The sequence below is a fragment of the Citrobacter sp. L55 genome (assembly GCF_002850715.1).
Classification (GTDB): domain Bacteria; phylum Pseudomonadota; class Gammaproteobacteria; order Enterobacterales; family Enterobacteriaceae; genus Citrobacter; species Citrobacter braakii.
The window spans coordinates 35,223-52,467 of sequence record NZ_KZ559416.1; the positions used below are offsets into that span (position 1 = coordinate 35,223).

Consider the following 17,245-nt stretch of genomic DNA (forward strand, 5'->3'; position numbering starts at 1 on the left):
AGTCGCCTCGAAGCATCTCGAATGATTTGGTGTATATGAAATAACGGTAGGCCCGGTAAGCGAAACGTCACCGGGCAAGAGGGAATTACTGCGGGGGATTGTTGTTCTGCAGCGTCAACATCAGGCCATCACGACGCATGGTGGCGGCTTCTTCCGGCTGATGCAGTCTGTCCAGCGCGTCAGCAAGCCAGGCGTAGTCATAGGCATCTGGACGCTGTTTGAGAGCGGCACGGAAGGCGAACGTGGCTTCCTGCCATTCGCCGTGCTTCATTAGCGACTGGCCCAGCGTGCTCCACAGTAATGGGCGATCGCCGACGGCTTTAATCTGCTGGCGCAACACTTTTTCTATCTGTTCCGGGTTGTTGGTTTTCAGACGCGGGATCGGCAGCACCAGGCGGTCGTCATACTGGCGTTTAAGACCATCAATGATGACCTGCTGCGCCGTATCGTGATCGTCACACTCAATCAGATGTTCAGCCATTGCTACCTGCAGGGCAACCTGGTGACGGGTTTTACGGTTCTGGTTTTTCCACCATGCACGTAGCCCCTCGCTGCCCTGATCGGCGCGAACCTGATCCATCAGACCAACCCATGCTTGTTGTTCCAGCATCGCACGGTGCTCGTCATCACCCACGTGCGCTTTTGCCATGGATGGAATGATATCCAGTAACGAACTCCATGCACCGGTACGAATGTAGGCCTGTTCAGCCAGACGCAGCACTTCCGGATGACGTGGCGTCACTTCCAGCAGTTTATCTACGCTGTGGCGTGCGGCGTGATTTTCATTACGTGCCAGCTGCAGGCGAACGCGAGTGATTTCTACCGGGATCGTATCATTTCCGGCCAGTTCGGCAGCACGCTCAAGGTGTTGGTTGGCACGAGCTTCGTCACCGCGCTGTTGAGCAGCTTCTGCCGCCAGCAGGTAATTCACTACCGGCTGTTCTGCATGATCGGCGTTTTTCGACATCAGCTTTTCAACCTGCTGATAATCGCCTTCTGCCAGCTTGAGCAGCGCCTGCTCGGTCTGCTTACGGGCGCGACGACGCTTCCGACCGACAAACCATCCGCGGGTATGCGCGCCAGTGCGGAAAATTCGGCGCAGCAGCCATTCAATCGCAAACAAGACGACCATTGCGACGATCAGAATGATCACCAGACCCGTCACGCTGGTTTCGATATTGTAATTATCCGTCTGGATCAGCACGTAGCCCTGATGACCGGCAATCATTGGACCGACAACGATCCCGGCGATCAATAGCACAAAGAGCAATAATACTTTTAGCATCATTATTCTCCTTGCGGCGCAGTTGCCGGAGTTTCAGCTGAAGGCGCAGGAGCTGCTGCAACCGGCGCTGTGGCAGGCTGTGCCAGTAAATTACGTACGCGGGTCTGCATGAGCTTGTCGAGAAGCGCCTGGCTCTGCAGCGTTTCCGGTACGTCCATGCTGATGCTTTGTTGGCTCAGTTGGTCTACCTCTTCAAGGAAAGCTTTGGTGGCTGCATCGTCGGTGTCGTAGTAGGCGCGCACCCAGGTCGAGACGTTTTCCAGCGCCTGGCGATATGTTTCCTCCTGATGACGCGGCACGGCCTGGGCGGCCACTAACAGGCGAGAACGGATATTTTCACGTAAGTAAACGTCCTGGTTCGGTGCCAGCAGCGGGACGGCGGTTTCATCACGACGGCGAACGGTGATAAAGCTGTCCATAAAGTTCTGCCAGCTTTTTTGCAGATTGACGCGCCATTCGCTGATCGAGCTGGAAAGCTCGCTGCTGTCGGAATCCATCGGCGAATCGTCGGTATCGTTGTCGGCCAGACGCAGGTTATCAATCTGGTTAGAGAGTTGATTCACTTTCAGGATAATGCCGTCATAGTCGACCTGAGTCACCGCAGAGAGGCTCGCGATATCGTCGGTAATCGCGCGACGGGCGGTAATCAGGCTTGGGTCATTCATATCCGCCAGGCTGGCGTCAGCGCTTTTCAGCAGCGCCGCGGCGGTAGTAACGTCCTGATCGCTCCATAATTTGCGACCGGCCAGTTTCACCAGAAAATCAGCCTGCGCCAGCAGCCATGTCCCGGCATCGCTGCCGGAGATAGTGGCGACTTTTTGCTGGACTTCGTCAAGCTGTTTGACCAGCGCGGCCTGCTGGCGAGCGGCTTCATCCAGCTGCGTTGCCTGCTGCTTAATAATGCCTTCCAGCTCAGCTTTTTGGCTTTCTTGCGCTTTTTGCAACGCCGTAAGCTGGTTCGCCAGCGCATCGCTGGTAGCTGTCTGCGTTGTTGCCTGCTGTTTCCCCCAACCGTACAGCCCAACGCCTGCAGCCAGCGCAATAGCAATCGCCACAGCGCTCAGAATCAGCGCCGTGCTGTTCTTACTCTTTTTTTCAGTATTGACTGGCTGTGACGTGGTTTCCACGGCCTCCCTGGTCTCTTCAACCACGGCGGAGGATTTTTCTTGTTCCGTCATTATGGCATCCCATTATGAGAGTTATTGTAATGCGCGTAGTAGCGCATCGTTGTCGGCGTTATCAGCGACCTTAATATCTTGCCAGCCCAGTTCCCGGGCGAGGTGCGCCAGACGCTCACTGACGACCAGCAGCCGACAGCGTAGTAACCAGTGCTCACGATACCACTGCGGAATGAGCGACCAGAGCTGTTGTAGCATCTCTCCGCTGGTGACAACCACCGTGGTCACACCACGAGATTGCCAGCGCATCGCTTCTTCTGCACCATCGTAATATTTTGCACTGCGTTGATAACATTCACAAAAATTGACATCAGCTCCGCGTGCTGTCAGGGTTTCACCTATCAGCTCACGGCCACCATTGCCGCGTAATATTAGCGCGCGTTTTCCCGCAATATTTTGTAATTCAGGTAATTGTAGCAAGACTTCGCTAATTTCCCGATCCAGAGGGTAGTGAATATTGAAACCGCTAACGGTATGCAGCGCCAGCGCCGTTGTGCGACCAATGGCAAAATAACGCGGAAGGGAGGGCCAGCTTTTCCCCTGTTGCTGAAGCTCGGCATCTGCAAAGGTGACGGCGTGCTGCGAGAGGGCGAAGACCAGATCGTTTTCCGTTAGCGCCGACAGCCGGGAAGCAAGCGTTGCCAGTTCCCGACCGGGCGAAAACTCGATGAGCGGAAAGCTCCAGGCCACCCGCCCCAGTGTGCGCAGACGGCTCACTAACTCTTCCCCTGCGGGAGACGGGCGGGTGACCAGAATACTCATGCGGGGGCTTCTCCGTTGTAAACTTCAGCCAGAATGGTGCGCGCACCGTTCTCCAGCAGCTCTTCAGCCAGAGAGATGCCCATCTGTTCAGCTTCCTGCGCGGCGCCGCGACGTTCTCCGCATACCATCTGCGAACCGTCAGGCGCGCCGACCAGCGCCCGCAGCCAAATCTCACCGTTAATGAGTTCTGCATAACTGCCGATAGGGACCTGACATCCCCCTTCCAGGCGAGTATTCATGGCGCGTTCGGCTTTGACGCGCAGCGCAGTCTCTTCATGGTTGAGCGGCGCTAACAGCGCCTGAGTGCGCATATCATCCAGTCGACATTCTATGCCAACTGCGCCTTGCCCGACAGCGGGCAGGGAGACTTCCGGCGGCAGAGCGGTGCGGACTCGCGACTCAAGACCTAAACGTTTTAATCCGGCGACCGCCAGAATAATGGCGTCATAATCGCCGTTATCCAGTTTGCTCAGACGCGTACCTACGTTGCCGCGCAGCGAACGGATGACGAGATCCGGACGACGCTTTGCCAACTGGCACTGGCGACGCAAACTGGATGTCCCGACGATACTGCCTGCCGGGAGTTCATCCAGCGTGTTGTACTTATTTGAGACGAAAGCATCACGCGGATCCTCTCGCTCGCAAATGGTGACCAGTCCAAGACCGTCAGGGAACTCAACCGGCACATCCTTCATGGAATGCACGGCGATATCGGCGCGTTTTTCCAGCAGCGCGACTTCCAGCTCTTTAACAAACAACCCTTTCCCCCCGACTTTCGCCAGCGGGGTATCAAGGATCACATCGCCACGGGTTACCATCGGAACCAGTTCCACGATCAGACCGGGGTGGTTTGCCATTAAGGCGTCTTTGACATAATGTGCCTGCCAGAGCGCAAGGGGGCTTTGGCGTGTGGCAATTCTCAAAACATTGTCTAACATGCTTGTTACCGTCATTATCAATCATTGACCATCCTAACATCCTTATCAAAGGGATGTCAGCGTTACGCTCAAACGTGAGTGAGAGGAAAAGGCGCTGCATCATCACTGGCAGTGAATAATGACGAGAAACCTCCCGACCGTATGAAGGAATTTACACGTAACGAACGGTGCTACACTTGTATGTAGCGCATCTTTCTTTACGGTCAATGAGCAAGGTGTTAAATTGATCACGTTTTAGACCATTTTTTCGGCTGTACAGCATAAAAAAATATGGGCGAAAAAACAGGTAACGGTTATTTTTGACATACGGTTTATCCGAATTGATGACGATTATTGTGAGCGCTTGTGCCGCAGCAATCGACAACATGACGGATAGCAACATCAGGCGATACGTCTTGTACCTCTATATTGAGACTCTGAAACAGAGACTGGATGCCATAAATCAACTGCGTGTGGATCGCGCGCTTGCTGCCATGGGACCTGCCTTCCAGCAGGTATACAGTCTGCTGCCGACATTATTGCACTACCACCATCCGCTGATGCCGGGTTACCTTGATGGTAACGTTCCCAAAGGCATATGCCTTTACACGCCTGATGAAACCCAACGCCACTACCTGAACGAACTGGAACTGTACCGCGGTATGTCACCGCAGGATCCTCCCAAGGGCGAACTGCCTATCACCGGCGTTTACTCAATGGGCAGCACCTCTTCGGTAGGGCAAAGCTGTTCCTCTGACCTTGATATTTGGGTCTGCCATCAATCCTGGCTGGATAGCGAAGAGCGCCAGCTGCTGCAGCGTAAATGTAGCCTGCTGGAAAGCTGGGCCGCCTCGCTGGGCGTGGAAGTCAGCTTCTTCCTGATTGATGAAAACCGTTTCCGCCACAATGAAAGCGGCAGTTTGGGTGGTGAAGACTGTGGCTCGACGCAGCATATCCTGTTGCTTGATGAATTCTATCGCACCGCTGTGCGTCTCGCGGGTAAACGTATTCTGTGGAATATGGTGCCGGGCGACGAAGAAGAGCATTACGACGATTACGTCATGACGCTTTACGCACAGGGGGTGTTAACGCCAAACGAATGGCTGGATCTCGGCGGACTCAGTTCGCTCTCCGCCGAAGAGTACTTTGGCGCCAGCCTCTGGCAGCTGTACAAGAGTATCGACTCCCCGTACAAAGCGGTATTGAAAACGCTGCTGCTGGAAGCTTATTCCTGGGAATACCCCAATCCACGCCTGTTGGCGAAAGATATTAAACAGCGCCTGCACGATGGCGAGATCGTCTCTTTTGGTCTCGACCCTTACTGCATGATGCTGGAGCGCGTTACCGAGTACCTCACGGCGATCGAAGACCCGACTCGTCTGGATTTAGTGCGTCGATGTTTCTACTTAAAAGTGTGTGAGAAACTGAGCCGCGAGCGCGCCTGCGTGGGCTGGCGTCGTGAAGTATTAAGTCAGTTAGTGAAAGAGTGGGGCTGGGATGACGCCCGTCTGACCATGCTGGATAACCGCGCTAACTGGAAGATTGACCAGGTACGCGAAGCGCATAATGAACTGCTCGATGCGATGATGCAGAGCTATCGTAATCTGATCCGTTTTGCCCGCCGAAATAACCTCAGCGTGAGCGCCAGCCCGCAGGATATCGGCGTGCTGACCCGTAAGCTGTATGCCGCGTTTGAAGCATTACCAGGTAAAGTAACGCTGGTGAACCCGCAGATATCTCCGGATCTCTCGGAACCGAATCTGACCTTTATCCATGTGCCGCCGGGCCGTGCCAACCGTTCGGGTTGGTATCTCTATAACCGCGCGCCTAACATGGACTCGATCATCAGCCATCAGCCGCTGGAATATAACCGCTACCTCAATAAACTGGTGGCGTGGGCCTGGTTCAACGGCCTGCTGACCTCGCGTACGCATTTATTTATTAAGGGCAACGGCATTGTTGATTTGCCGAAGCTGCAAGAAATGGTCGCCGACGTGTCGCATCACTTCCCGCTGCGACTGCCAGCGCCAACGCCGAAAGCGCTCTATAGCCCGTGCGAGATTCGCCACCTGGCGATTATCGTTAACCTTGAATATGACCCGACGGCAGCATTTCGCAATCAGGTGGTACATTTTGATTTCCGTAAGCTGGACGTCTTCAGCTTTGGTGAAGAACAAAATTGCCTGGTGGGTAGCGTCGACCTGCTGTACCGCAACTCGTGGAATGAAGTGCGTACGCTGCACTTCAACGGTGAGCAGGCGATGATTGAAGCGTTAAAAACGATTCTCGGCAAAATGCACCAGGATGCCGCGCCGCCGGATAGCGTCGAGGTCTTCTGCTATAGCCAGCATCTGCGCGGTTTAATTCGCACCCGCGTGCAGCAACTGGTGTCTGAGTGCATCGAGTTGCGCCTCTCCAGCACCCGTCAGGAAACCGGACGCTTCAAAGCGCTGCGCGTTTCCGGTCAGACTTGGGGTCTGTTCTTCGAGCGCCTGAATGTCTCGGTACAGAAGCTGGAAAACGCGATTGAATTTTATGGCGCGATTTCACATAACAAACTGCACGGGCTTTCCGTTCAGGTTGAGACCAATCATGTGAAACTCCCGTCAGTGGTTGACGGTTTTGCCAGCGAAGGGATCATTCAGTTCTTTTTCGAAGAAACGGGTGATGAGCAGGGCTTTAATATCTACATTCTGGATGAGAGTAATCGGGCTGAGGTGTATCACCACTGCGAAGGTAGCAAAGAGGAGCTGGTACGCGATGTCAGCCGTTTCTACTCGTCGTCGCACGATCGCTTTACCTACGGCTCCAGCTTCATCAACTTTAACCTGCCGCAGTTCTATCAGATTGTGAAAACCGACGGGCGCGCGCAGGTGATCCCGTTCCGTACCCAGCCGATTAGCGCCGTGCCGCCCGTCAGTCAGGAAAACGACACTCCGCTGTTGCAGCAGTATTTCTCGTGAGCATGATGCCGGATAAGCGAAGCGTATCCGGCAATAAAACTTAACGGAAGCTCACCTCTTCACCCGCCTGCTGTGTCGCCGCCTGTTCTAGCAGATCCCAGAACGTTTCGCCGCTACGATCGCAGATCCACTCGTCGTCTTTCAGGTCAAAGTGGTAGCCGCCCTGTTTGGTCGCCAGCCACACCTGATGCAGCGGCTCCTGACGGTTAATAATAATTTTGCTGCCGTTTTCGAAGCTGATGGTCAGCACGCCGCCGTTGATCTCACAATCGATATCGCTGTCGCCGTCCCAGTCGTCCAGACGCTCTTCAATGGTCATCCACAGGGTGTCAGCAAGGCGATGAAATTCACTGTCGTTCATTTTCTTATCCTGTTTTTCGTGATGACGGCAGTATAACCTGAAACAAAACGCGTTGCAGATTACAGGCTAACTCTTGCTTTTACGCCTTCTCCTGCGATGATAGAAAACAGAAAGCATGAACTTTACAGGCAATCGATAATGAAAAACGTGTTAAAGCCACTCGCTGTCATTTTTACTCTGTTCAGCCTGACGGGCTGTGGGCTAAAAGGCCCGCTCTATTTCCCGCCAGCAGATAAAACCGCGCCGCCTCCGACCAAGAGCGTTCAGCCGCAATCACAATCCACCACGCCAGAGAAAAACGATCGTGGGATTAGTGACGGGCCTTCTCAGGTGAATTACTGACGGCAGGAATAGATGTATATTTCTGTACCCGCGTGAACGGAGTGAATGATGCAATTCTCTAAAATGCATGGCCTTGGCAACGATTTTATGGTCGTCGACGCGGTAACGCAGAATGTCTTTTTCTCACCAGAGCTGATCCGCCGCTTGTCCGACAGGCATCTCGGCGTTGGATTTGATCAACTGCTGGTGGTTGAACCTCCGTATGATCCGGAGCTGGATTTCCACTACCGTATTTTTAATGCTGACGGTAGTGAAGTGTCACAGTGTGGCAATGGCGCCCGCTGTTTTGCCCGCTTTGTTCGCCTGAAAGGGCTGACCAATAAGCGTGATATTCGCGTCAGTACCGCTAATGGTCGTATGGTATTAACCGTAACCGACGACGAGCTGGTACGGGTGAATATGGGTGAACCCAATTTTGAACCCGCGCAGGTTCCGTTTCGCGCCAACAAAGCAGAGAAGACCTATATTATGCGCGTGGCTGAACAGACAGTATTGTGCGGCGTGGTTTCAATGGGGAACCCGCACTGCGTAATTCAGGTTGATGATGTTGATACGGCCACGGTAGAAACGTTGGGGCCGGTTCTGGAAAGTCACGAACGCTTTCCTGAACGCGCCAATATCGGATTTATGCAGGTGGTAAAGCGCGAGCATATCCGGCTGCGCGTCTATGAGCGCGGCGCGGGTGAAACGCAGGCCTGCGGCAGCGGTGCGTGCGCCGCTGTTGCGGTTGGTATCCAGCAGGGCCTGCTGGCAGAAGAAGTGAGGGTGGAATTACCGGGCGGTCGACTTGATATCGCCTGGAAAGGTCCGGGTCATCCGCTGTATATGACTGGCCCGGCGGCACATGTCTACGACGGATTTATTCACTTATGAAGCAACCAGGGGAAGAACTACAGGAAACGCTCATGGAGCTGGACGACCGGGCGGTCGTCGATTACCTGCAACGTAATCCTGAGTTTTTTATCCGTAATGCCCAGGCAGTTGAAGCGATGCGTGTTCCGCACCCGGTGCGGGGCACGGTTTCTTTAGTGGAATGGCATATGGCGCGGGCACGTAATCATATTAACGTGCTGGAAGAGAATATGGCGTTGTTGATGGAACAAGCCAACGCCAATGAAAGCCTGTTCTATCGTCTGTTAAATCTGCAAGCCCGGCTGGTATCGGCCAGCAGTCTTGACGACATGCTGATGCGATTTCATCGCTGGGCGCGTGAGTTAGGGCTGGCTGGGGCGACGGTTCGTCTGTTCCCGGATCGCTGGCGACTTGGTGCGCCATCAAAATTCACTCATCTGGCATTAAGCCGTCAGGCTTTTGAACCGCTGCGTATTCAGCGTCTGGGCCAGTCACTACACTATCTTGGACCGCTCAATGGCCCGGAACTTCTGGTCATGATGCCCGAGGCGAAAGCGATAGGCTCGGTGGCGATGTCGATGTTGGGGCAAGATGGATCCCTGGGCGTGATGCTGTTCAGCAGTCGCGACGTTAATCATTACCAGCAGGGGCAAGGTACGCAATTACTGCAGGAAATCTCGCTGATGTTGCCGGAGCTGCTGGAGCGCTGGATTGAACGCGTATGACCGATTCACCCCTTTCTCAGGATGTGGCGCGCTTTTTACGCTATCTGGGCGTTGAGCGCCAGCTTAGCCCGATCACATTGCTGAATTATCAGCGTCAGCTTGATGCCATCATTGCGTTAGCCGGAGAGACCGGTCTGCAAAGCTGGCAACAATGTGACGCTTCGATGGTACGCAGTTTTGCCGTGCGCAGCCGTCGTAAAGGGCTAGGGCCGGCGAGCCTGGCGCTGCGTCTCTCCGCATTGCGCAGTTTCTTTGACTGGCTGGTTAATCAGGGCGAGCTGAAAGCCAATCCCGCAAAAAGTGTTTCCGCGCCGAAAGCACCGCGTCATCTACCTAAAAATATCGATGTCGACGACGTTAATCGTCTGCTGGATATCGACCTCAACGATCCCCTCGCCGTGCGCGATCGGGCAATGTTAGAAGTGATGTACGGCGCAGGGCTGCGTTTGTCTGAACTGGTTGGGCTGGATATTAAACATCTCGATCTCGACACCGGCGAAGTATGGGTGATGGGGAAGGGCAGTAAAGAACGTCGCCTGCCAATTGGCCGCAATGCAGTGGCGTGGATTGAGCACTGGCTGGACCTGCGGGGGCTATTTGGCTGCGATGACGATGCGTTATTCCTGTCAAAACTGGGCAAACGCATTTCTGCGCGTAATGTACAAAAACGCTTTGCGGAATGGGGGATCAAACAGGGGCTGAACAGCCACGTACATCCCCACAAATTGCGCCACTCTTTTGCGACGCATATGCTGGAGTCGAGCGGCGATCTGCGCGGGGTACAGGAGTTATTGGGTCATGCTAATCTCTCCACTACCCAAATCTATACCCATCTTGATTTTCAACACTTGGCTTCAGTGTACGATGCGGCGCATCCGCGCGCCAAACGGGGGAAATAATGCGTTTTTACCGGCCTTTGGGGCGCATTTCTGCGCTCACCTTTGACCTTGATGACACCCTTTACGATAACCGTCCCGTTATCACACGCACCGAGCAGGAAGCGCTCGCGTTTGTACAGAATTACCATCCGGCTCTGAATTCGCTGCAAAATAGCGACCTACAGCGCTTACGTCAGGCCGTTCGCGACGCCGAGCCGGAAATCTACCACGACGTTACCCAATGGCGTCACCGCGCCGTAGAGCGCGCTATGCTGGAGGCGGGATTGTCAGAAGCAGAAGCCAGAATGGGGGCAAATGCGGCGATGATGAATTTCGCCAAATGGCGTAGCCGCATTGACGTCCCGCAGGCGACGCATGACACGCTGAAGGCGCTGGCCCGCAAATGGCCGCTGGTGGCGATCACCAACGGTAACGCACAGCCAGAACTGTTCGGCCTGGGCGATTACTTTGAGTTTGTGCTGCGCGCCGGTCCCGACGGGCGATCAAAACCGTTCAGCGACATGTATGCGCTGGCGGCGGATAAACTGAAAATGCCTGTGGCTGAGATTCTGCATGTGGGCGATGACCTGACGACAGACGTGGCGGGGGCCATCCGTTGCGGTATGCAGGCCTGCTGGATCAAACCAGAAAATGCCGACCTGATGCAAACCGCAGACAGCCGTTTGCTGCCGCATATCGAAATTTCACAGTTGGCATCTCTGACCTCGCTGATATAATCACCAGCAGAACTCTGTATATATACCCAGCTTTTTGGCGGATGGCGCTACGCTTATCCGCCTTACCTACTTTTACGCGGCGGTGCCAATGGACGTTTCTTACCTGCTCGACAGCCTTAATGATAAACAGCGTGAAGCGGTGGCCGCGCCACGCAGCAACATGCTGGTTTTGGCCGGCGCGGGGAGTGGTAAAACTCGCGTGCTGGTGCACCGTATCGCCTGGTTACTGACGGTAGAGAACAACTCGCCATACTCCATTATGGCGGTGACCTTTACCAACAAAGCAGCGGCGGAAATGCGCCACCGTATTGGCCAGATCATGGGAACCAGCCAGGGCGGTATGTGGGTGGGTACATTCCACGGTCTGGCGCACCGTCTGCTGCGCGCGCACCATATGGATGCGAACCTGCCGCAGGATTTCCAGATCCTCGACAGCGAAGACCAATTGCGTTTGCTCAAGCGTTTGATCAAGGCGATGAATCTTGATGAGAAGCAGTGGCCGCCGCGTCAGGCGATGTGGTTTATCAATAGCCAGAAAGACGAAGGACTGCGCCCGCACCATCTGCAGAGCTATGGCAACCCGGTTGAGCAAACCTGGCAAAAGGTGTATCAGGCCTATCAGGAAGCGTGTGACCGCGCGGGGCTGGTGGATTTTGCCGAGCTGTTGCTGCGCGCCCATGAACTGTGGCTCAACAAGCCGCATATCCTGCAGCACTACCGCGAACGCTTTACCAATATCCTGGTGGACGAATTCCAGGATACCAACAACATTCAGTACGCCTGGATCCGCCTGCTGGCGGGCGATACCGGCAAAGTGATGATCGTTGGCGATGATGACCAGTCGATCTACGGCTGGCGCGGGGCGCAGGTGGAAAACATCCAGCGTTTCCTCACGGATTTCCCGGGCGCAGAAACTATTCGCCTGGAGCAGAACTACCGCTCGACCAACAACATCCTCAGTGCGGCCAACGCCCTGATTGAAAACAACAACGGGCGTTTGGGTAAAAAGCTGTGGACCGATGGCATCGACGGCGAACCAATCTCACTGTACTGCGCGTTCAACGAACTCGATGAAGCGCGTTTTGTGGTCAATCGTATCAAAACCTGGCAGGACAATGGCGGTGCGCTGGAACAGTGCGCCATTCTGTATCGCAGCAACGCCCAGTCGCGCGTGCTGGAAGAGGCGTTGTTACAAGCCAGCATGCCGTACCGTATCTATGGTGGGATGCGCTTCTTTGAACGCCAGGAAATCAAAGATGCGCTCTCCTACCTGCGCCTGATCGCTAACCGTAATGACGACGCCGCATTTGAACGCGTGGTGAATACGCCAACCCGCGGGATTGGCGATCGTACATTAGATGTCGTGCGTCAGACCTCCCGTGACCGCCAGCTTACGTTGTGGCAGGCCTGTCGTGAGCTGTTGCAGGAAAAAGCCCTCGCGGGTCGCGCCGCCAGCGCCTTACAGCGTTTTATGGAGCTGATCGATGCGCTGGCGCAGGAGACCGCCGATATGCCGCTGCACGTGCAGACTGACCGGGTGATTAAAGACTCCGGCCTGCGCATGATGTACGAGCAGGAAAAAGGCGAGAAGGGTCAGACGCGTATCGAAAACTTAGACGAACTGGTGACGGCAACGCGCCAGTTCAGCTACAACGAAGAAGACGAAGACTTAATGCCGCTACAGGCGTTCCTGTCTCACGCCGCGCTGGAAGCAGGCGAAGGGCAGGCGGATACCTGGCAGGATGCGGTACAACTGATGACGCTGCACTCGGCGAAAGGTCTGGAGTTCCCCCAGGTATTTATCGTGGGTATGGAAGAAGGCATGTTCCCCAGCCAGATGTCGCTGGACGAAGGTGGGCGCCTCGAAGAAGAGCGCCGCCTGGCTTACGTAGGCGTGACCCGCGCGATGCAAAAGCTGACGCTGACCTACGCCGAAACGCGTCGTCTGTACGGCAAAGAGGTTTACCACCGTCCGTCGCGCTTTATCGGCGAACTGCCGGAAGCGTGCGTTGAAGAGGTTCGCCTGCGCGCCACGGTTAGCCGACCGGTGAGCCATCAGCGGATGGGCACGCCAATGGCGGAAAATGATACCGGCTACAAGCTCGGCCAGCGCGTGCGCCACGCTAAGTTTGGTGAGGGCACCATCGTCAATCTGGAAGGAAGCGGTGAGCACAGTCGTTTGCAGGTCGCGTTCCAGGGGCAAGGGATCAAATGGCTGGTGGCAGCCTACGCCAGACTGGAAACGGTTTGATCGGTTTGGCTTTGCCGGATGGCGACGCTGGCGCGTCTTATCCGGCCTACAGACCGGGTAACATTTTGATTTCCAGGCCGGACGAGGCGAAGCCGCCATCCCGCTATCTGTCGGTTAATATTCTGAAATCATAGATAAATAATTCCCCTCTGCTAACCTTTTTGTATAAGGGGAAATTATTACTTTTTCGCCATCTGTTGCGTGTTGACGTCAAAATTTTGCTGGCGTAACATGCGCGCACGATTACGCTAAGAGGACATTCGCCTTGGACACACCCAGTAGATACTGGCTCATTATCCTGTCATCCAGGATCAACTCCTAAGGCTATCCCTTTTTGCTGATAGCCTTCGCGGTTGTCAGCGACCTTCTGTTTTTTCCCGTCGCGCTGAGTCAGGCTGTTTAATGGTCTGAAACCCAATTTGTTTCTGTGTGCCCTCCGAACTGTCCGATAATTTTTTGCATTGGGAGTCCCGGTCATGCTGAGCGCATTTCAACTGGAAAACAATCGTTTAACTCGCCTTGAGGCAGACGAAATCGAGCACCTGGCCAGTTCGGTTTGGGTCGATTTAGTCGAGCCGGATGACGAAGAACGAAACCGTGTGCAAAAGGACTTGGGCCAGAATCTGGCTACGCGCCCTGAACTGGAAGACATCGAAGCATCTGCGCGTTTTTTTGAAGACGAAGACGGTCTGCACATTCACTCCTTCTTCTTCTATGAAGATGCCGACGATCACGCGGGTAACTCAACCGTCGCATTTACCATTCGCGAAGGTCGCCTGTTTACTCTGCGCGAGCGCGAGCTGCCGGCATTTCGCCTGTACCGCATGCGTGCGCGTAATCAGGCGATGGTGGATGGCAACGCTTACGAGCTGCTGCTCGACCTGTTCGAAACTAAAATTGAACAGTTGGCGGATGAGATCGAAAATATCTACAGCGACCTGGAAAAACTCAGCCGTGTGATCATGGAAGGGCGTCAGGGTGATGAATATGACGAAGCGCTTTCGACGCTGGCGGAACTGGAAGATATTGGCTGGAAGGTCCGCCTGTGTCTGATGGATACCCAGCGCGCACTGAACTTCCTGGTGCGTAAAGCGCGTTTGCCGGGGAGTCAGCTGGAACAGGCGCGCGAGATTCTGCGCGATATCGAATCCCTGCTGCCGCACAACGAATCACTGTTCCAGAAAGTTAACTTCCTGATGCAGGCGGCGATGGGCTTTATCAATATCGAGCAGAACCGCATCATCAAGATCTTCTCGGTGGTCTCTGTGGTGTTCCTGCCGCCGACGCTGGTGGCTTCCAGCTACGGGATGAACTTTGAGTTCATGCCGGAACTGCACTGGAGCTTCGGTTACCCAGGGGCGATTGTCTTTATGATGCTCGCGGGTCTGGCACCGTATCTGTACTTTAAGCGCAAGAACTGGCTGTAATGGCTGTGCCGGATGGCGGTTACGCCTTATCCGGCACTTCTTCAGCTCCGACGTACCCGTCGTTGCGTATAAATCGCATCCATCACGAAAACTGCCAGCGCCACCCAGATAAACGCAAACGTGACCATTTTATCCGCTCCCGGAACTTCACCGTAGAAAGTGACGGCCAGCAGGAACATTAGCGTGGGTCCGATATACTGGAAGAAACCCAGCGTGGACAGACGCAGGCGGGTCGCTGCGCCGGTAAAGCACAGCAGCGGAATGGTGGTCACGACACCTGCAGCAATCAGCAGCAGATTGAGCGACATGGGGTTTTGCCCCATATGGCTGGTTGGGCTGTCCGCGATGCCAAACAGATAGATAGCCGCAACAGGTAAAAGCCACAGGGTTTCGATCAGCATGCCGGTTTGTGCTTCGACGGCAATCTTCTTGCGTACCAGACCATAGAAAGCAAAGCTGAACGCCAGGCCCAACGCGATGATTGGCAGCGATCCGAAGGTCCACAGCTGTACCAGTACGCCGCAGGCGGCTAACAGTACCGCCAGCCACTGCATGCGACGAAAGCGCTCGCCGAGGAAAAGCATTCCCAGCACAATATTCACCAGTGGGTTAATAAAATAGCCCAGGCTGGCTTCCAGCATATGATGATTATTGACCGCCCAAATGAACAGCAGCCAGTTTCCACCGATGAGCACTGCAGAGAGCGCCAGCAGGAAGATCTTCTTTGGCGTTTGTAGCAGCGTTTTGATGCCCGACCACTGGCGGCTGATGCTCATCAGTACCACCATAAAGAAAAATGACCAGATGACGCGATGCGTCAGGATCTCATCCGCCGGGACATAGTAAATCAGCTTGAAGTAGGCAGGAGCGATACCCCAAATAAAATAAGCAGCAAGAGCGAGTAACACGCCCTGCCGCGTTTGTTTAGCATCCATCGGGAAAACTCATTTCAGAAATGTAACAGCAGTTTACCTTTTTTTGAGCACTTACCCCACCATATAAGTGGCGGTTGCGCTGGCAATATAAAGCTGTTCTTCGTTATGCAGTTCCACGCGCGCAACGGCGACTTTATTCCCCGCCCGCAGCAGGCTACTGGTGGCGGTAAAGCGATTTCCTCTCCCCGGGCGCAGGTAATCAACGCGCAAATCGATTGTCCCCATACGTGACATTCGCTGACGCAGTTCGTCCTCGCTGATCGTCTCATGGCGGGTCAGCGTACTGCCAACGCACACCAGCCCGGCGGCAACGTCCAGCGCCGACGCGATCACGCCGCCATGCAGAATGCTTTGCGCCCAGTTGCCGACCATCATCGGTTGATTATTAAAGGCTAATTGAGCAAATTCTTTCTCATAGCGTTCAAGCTCCAGACCCAGCGCCCGGTTAAAGGGCATATGATAGACAAACATTTCACCCACTAACTTCAGCGCTTCCTCAGCAGTAAGTACGGCAGACATACGATCCCTACATCTCAATGGTTAATGAAATGTTGATATTATGCTTATTATTTGTTGTTTTCTACTTTAGGACGGGATAACTAACGAGGAGCTCGCTAAGTATGTAGAATACTTGCCAGATAATTATACAATTCATCAATATTTTGGTTCAGGAGAACATTACCGATGCGGGCGATTCTGGGATGGTTACTACCAGCAGTCATGCTGCCGTTGACCGCGTATGCGCAGGAAGCGACAGTGAAAGAGATTCATGATGCACCGGCGGTTCGCGGCAGTATTATCGCCAACATGCTGCAGGAGCATGACAACCCTTTCACGCTTTATCCTTATGAGACCAACTATCTCATCTACACCAATACCAGCGACATGAATAAAGAGGCGATCAGCAGCTATAGCTGGTCCGAAAATGCGCGCAAAGATGAGGTTAAGTTTCAGCTAAGCCTGGCGTTTCCGCTCTGGCGAGGAATATTAGGCCCGAACTCGGTACTCGGCGGTTCCTATACCCAGAAGTCCTGGTGGCAGCTTTCGAACAGTGAAGAGTCTGCACCGTTTCGCGAAACCAACTATGAACCGCAATTGTTCCTCGGTTTCGCCACCGACTATCGCTTTGCCGGTTGGACGCTCCGCGATGTCGAAATGGGCTATAACCATGACTCCAATGGTCGATCCGACCCCACCTCACGTAGCTGGAACCGCCTTTACACCCGGCTGATGGCTGAAAACGGTAACTGGCTGGTGGAAGTTAAGCCGTGGTACGTTATCGGCAGCACTGACGATAACCCTGATATCACCAAATATATGGGCTACTATCAGTTGAAAATGGGTTATCACCTGGGTGACGCGGTGATCAGTGTGAAAGGCCAGTACAACTGGAATACCGGCTACGGCGGCGCAGAGCTGGGGGCTAGTTATCCCATTACGAAGCATGTGCGTCTTTATACCCAGGTCTACAGCGGCTACGGCGAATCACTGATTGACTACAACTTCAATCAGACCCGTGTTGGCGTGGGTGTAATGCTTAACGATATCTTCTGACAGGTATTGAGAGTATTTTAATCATTGCAGTTTCTCTCTCAGGCGCTGAAAATAGCGCCTGTTTTTATTTCAGGCTAA

At 54.2% G+C, this 17,245-nt stretch carries 17 protein-coding genes; 10 read left to right on the plus strand and 7 right to left on the minus strand.

Annotated features, from left to right (window positions below; all coding sequences use genetic code 11):
* Positions 1-85: 85 nt before the first annotated feature.
* The 4 genes from hemY to hemC are packed head-to-tail and all read right to left on the minus strand — an operon-like array spanning position 86 to position 4,163.
* A complete protein-coding gene (hemY, locus tag B9P82_RS23810) occupies positions 86-1,285 on the minus strand; it encodes a protoheme IX biogenesis protein HemY (protein WP_016155120.1) in 1,200 nt (399 codons plus the stop codon).
* Between the two features lie 2 nt (positions 1,286-1,287).
* The gene (gene hemX / locus B9P82_RS23815; protein WP_019078439.1) at positions 1,288-2,463 is read right to left on the minus strand and encodes a uroporphyrinogen-III C-methyltransferase; all 1,176 of its coding nucleotides are present in this window, start codon (positions 2,461-2,463) and stop codon (positions 1,288-1,290) included.
* Positions 2,464-2,484: 21 nt separating this feature from the next.
* Positions 2,485-3,225, minus strand: coding sequence for a uroporphyrinogen-III synthase (hemD, locus tag B9P82_RS23820; protein ID WP_101701054.1), 741 nt, complete (start codon positions 3,223-3,225; stop codon positions 2,485-2,487).
* Entirely contained in the window at positions 3,222-4,163 is a 942-nt protein-coding gene (gene hemC, locus B9P82_RS23825; protein WP_016157846.1) for a hydroxymethylbilane synthase, read from the minus strand. Before hemC ends, hemD begins: the two co-directional genes overlap by 4 nt.
* A 395-nt stretch (positions 4,164-4,558) precedes the next feature.
* Here hemC and cyaA point away from each other — a divergent pair, with 395 nt between their 5' ends.
* A complete protein-coding gene (cyaA, locus tag B9P82_RS23830) occupies positions 4,559-7,105 on the plus strand; it encodes a class I adenylate cyclase (protein ID WP_019078435.1) in 2,547 nt (848 codons plus the stop codon).
* Between the two features lie 40 nt (positions 7,106-7,145).
* On the opposite strand, the gene cyaY is transcribed toward cyaA, so the two are convergent.
* Positions 7,146-7,466: an iron donor protein CyaY gene (gene cyaY / locus B9P82_RS23835; protein ID WP_080860388.1), complete on the minus strand. Its 321-nt coding sequence runs from the start codon at positions 7,464-7,466 to the stop codon at positions 7,146-7,148.
* A 138-nt stretch (positions 7,467-7,604) separates the two neighbouring features.
* Between cyaY and B9P82_RS23840 the strand changes: the two genes are divergently transcribed.
* The 8 genes from B9P82_RS23840 to corA all read left to right on the plus strand — a co-directional run bounded on the left by B9P82_RS23840 (position 7,605) and on the right by corA (position 14,678).
* Entirely contained in the window at positions 7,605-7,808 is a 204-nt protein-coding gene (locus B9P82_RS23840; protein WP_003017937.1) for an LPS translocon maturation chaperone LptM, read from the plus strand.
* Between the two features lie 48 nt (positions 7,809-7,856).
* On the plus strand, positions 7,857-8,681 hold the full coding sequence (gene dapF / locus B9P82_RS23845; protein WP_016155126.1) for a diaminopimelate epimerase: 825 nt from the start codon (positions 7,857-7,859) through the stop codon (positions 8,679-8,681).
* Positions 8,678-9,385, plus strand: a complete 708-nt coding sequence (locus B9P82_RS23850) for a DUF484 domain-containing protein (protein ID WP_047358746.1) — start codon at positions 8,678-8,680, stop codon at positions 9,383-9,385. Before dapF ends, B9P82_RS23850 begins: the two co-directional genes overlap by 4 nt.
* On the plus strand, positions 9,382-10,284 hold the full coding sequence (xerC, locus tag B9P82_RS23855; protein ID WP_049040600.1) for a tyrosine recombinase XerC: 903 nt from the start codon (positions 9,382-9,384) through the stop codon (positions 10,282-10,284). The genes B9P82_RS23850 and xerC overlap by 4 nt, the downstream gene beginning before the upstream one ends.
* A complete protein-coding gene (gene yigB / locus B9P82_RS23860; protein ID WP_016155129.1) occupies positions 10,284-11,000 on the plus strand; it encodes a 5-amino-6-(5-phospho-D-ribitylamino)uracil phosphatase YigB in 717 nt (238 codons plus the stop codon). Before xerC ends, yigB begins: the two co-directional genes overlap by 1 nt.
* Before the next feature lie 88 nt (positions 11,001-11,088).
* Entirely contained in the window at positions 11,089-13,251 is a 2,163-nt protein-coding gene (gene uvrD / locus B9P82_RS23865; protein ID WP_016155130.1) for a DNA helicase II, read from the plus strand.
* Positions 13,252-13,516: 265 nt separating this feature from the next.
* Positions 13,517-13,573: a YsgD/CorL family protein gene (ysgD, locus tag B9P82_RS29105; protein WP_212723238.1), complete on the plus strand. Its 57-nt coding sequence runs from the start codon at positions 13,517-13,519 to the stop codon at positions 13,571-13,573.
* A gap of 154 nt (positions 13,574-13,727) precedes the next feature.
* Positions 13,728-14,678, plus strand: coding sequence for a magnesium/cobalt transporter CorA (corA, locus tag B9P82_RS23870; protein ID WP_003017920.1), 951 nt, complete (start codon positions 13,728-13,730; stop codon positions 14,676-14,678).
* 41 nt (positions 14,679-14,719) lie between these two features.
* On the opposite strand, the gene rarD is transcribed toward corA, so the two are convergent.
* Both rarD and yigI read right to left on the minus strand, forming a co-directional pair.
* Positions 14,720-15,613, minus strand: a complete 894-nt coding sequence (gene rarD, locus B9P82_RS23875; RefSeq protein WP_016155131.1) for an EamA family transporter RarD — start codon at positions 15,611-15,613, stop codon at positions 14,720-14,722.
* A 51-nt stretch (positions 15,614-15,664) separates the two neighbouring features.
* Entirely contained in the window at positions 15,665-16,132 is a 468-nt protein-coding gene (yigI, locus tag B9P82_RS23880) for an acyl-CoA thioesterase YigI (protein WP_003017917.1), read from the minus strand.
* A 165-nt stretch (positions 16,133-16,297) separates the two neighbouring features.
* Between yigI and pldA the strand changes: the two genes are divergently transcribed.
* Positions 16,298-17,167: a phospholipase A gene (pldA, locus tag B9P82_RS23885; protein WP_016157849.1), complete on the plus strand. Its 870-nt coding sequence runs from the start codon at positions 16,298-16,300 to the stop codon at positions 17,165-17,167.
* Positions 17,168-17,245: the final 78 nt, after the last annotated feature.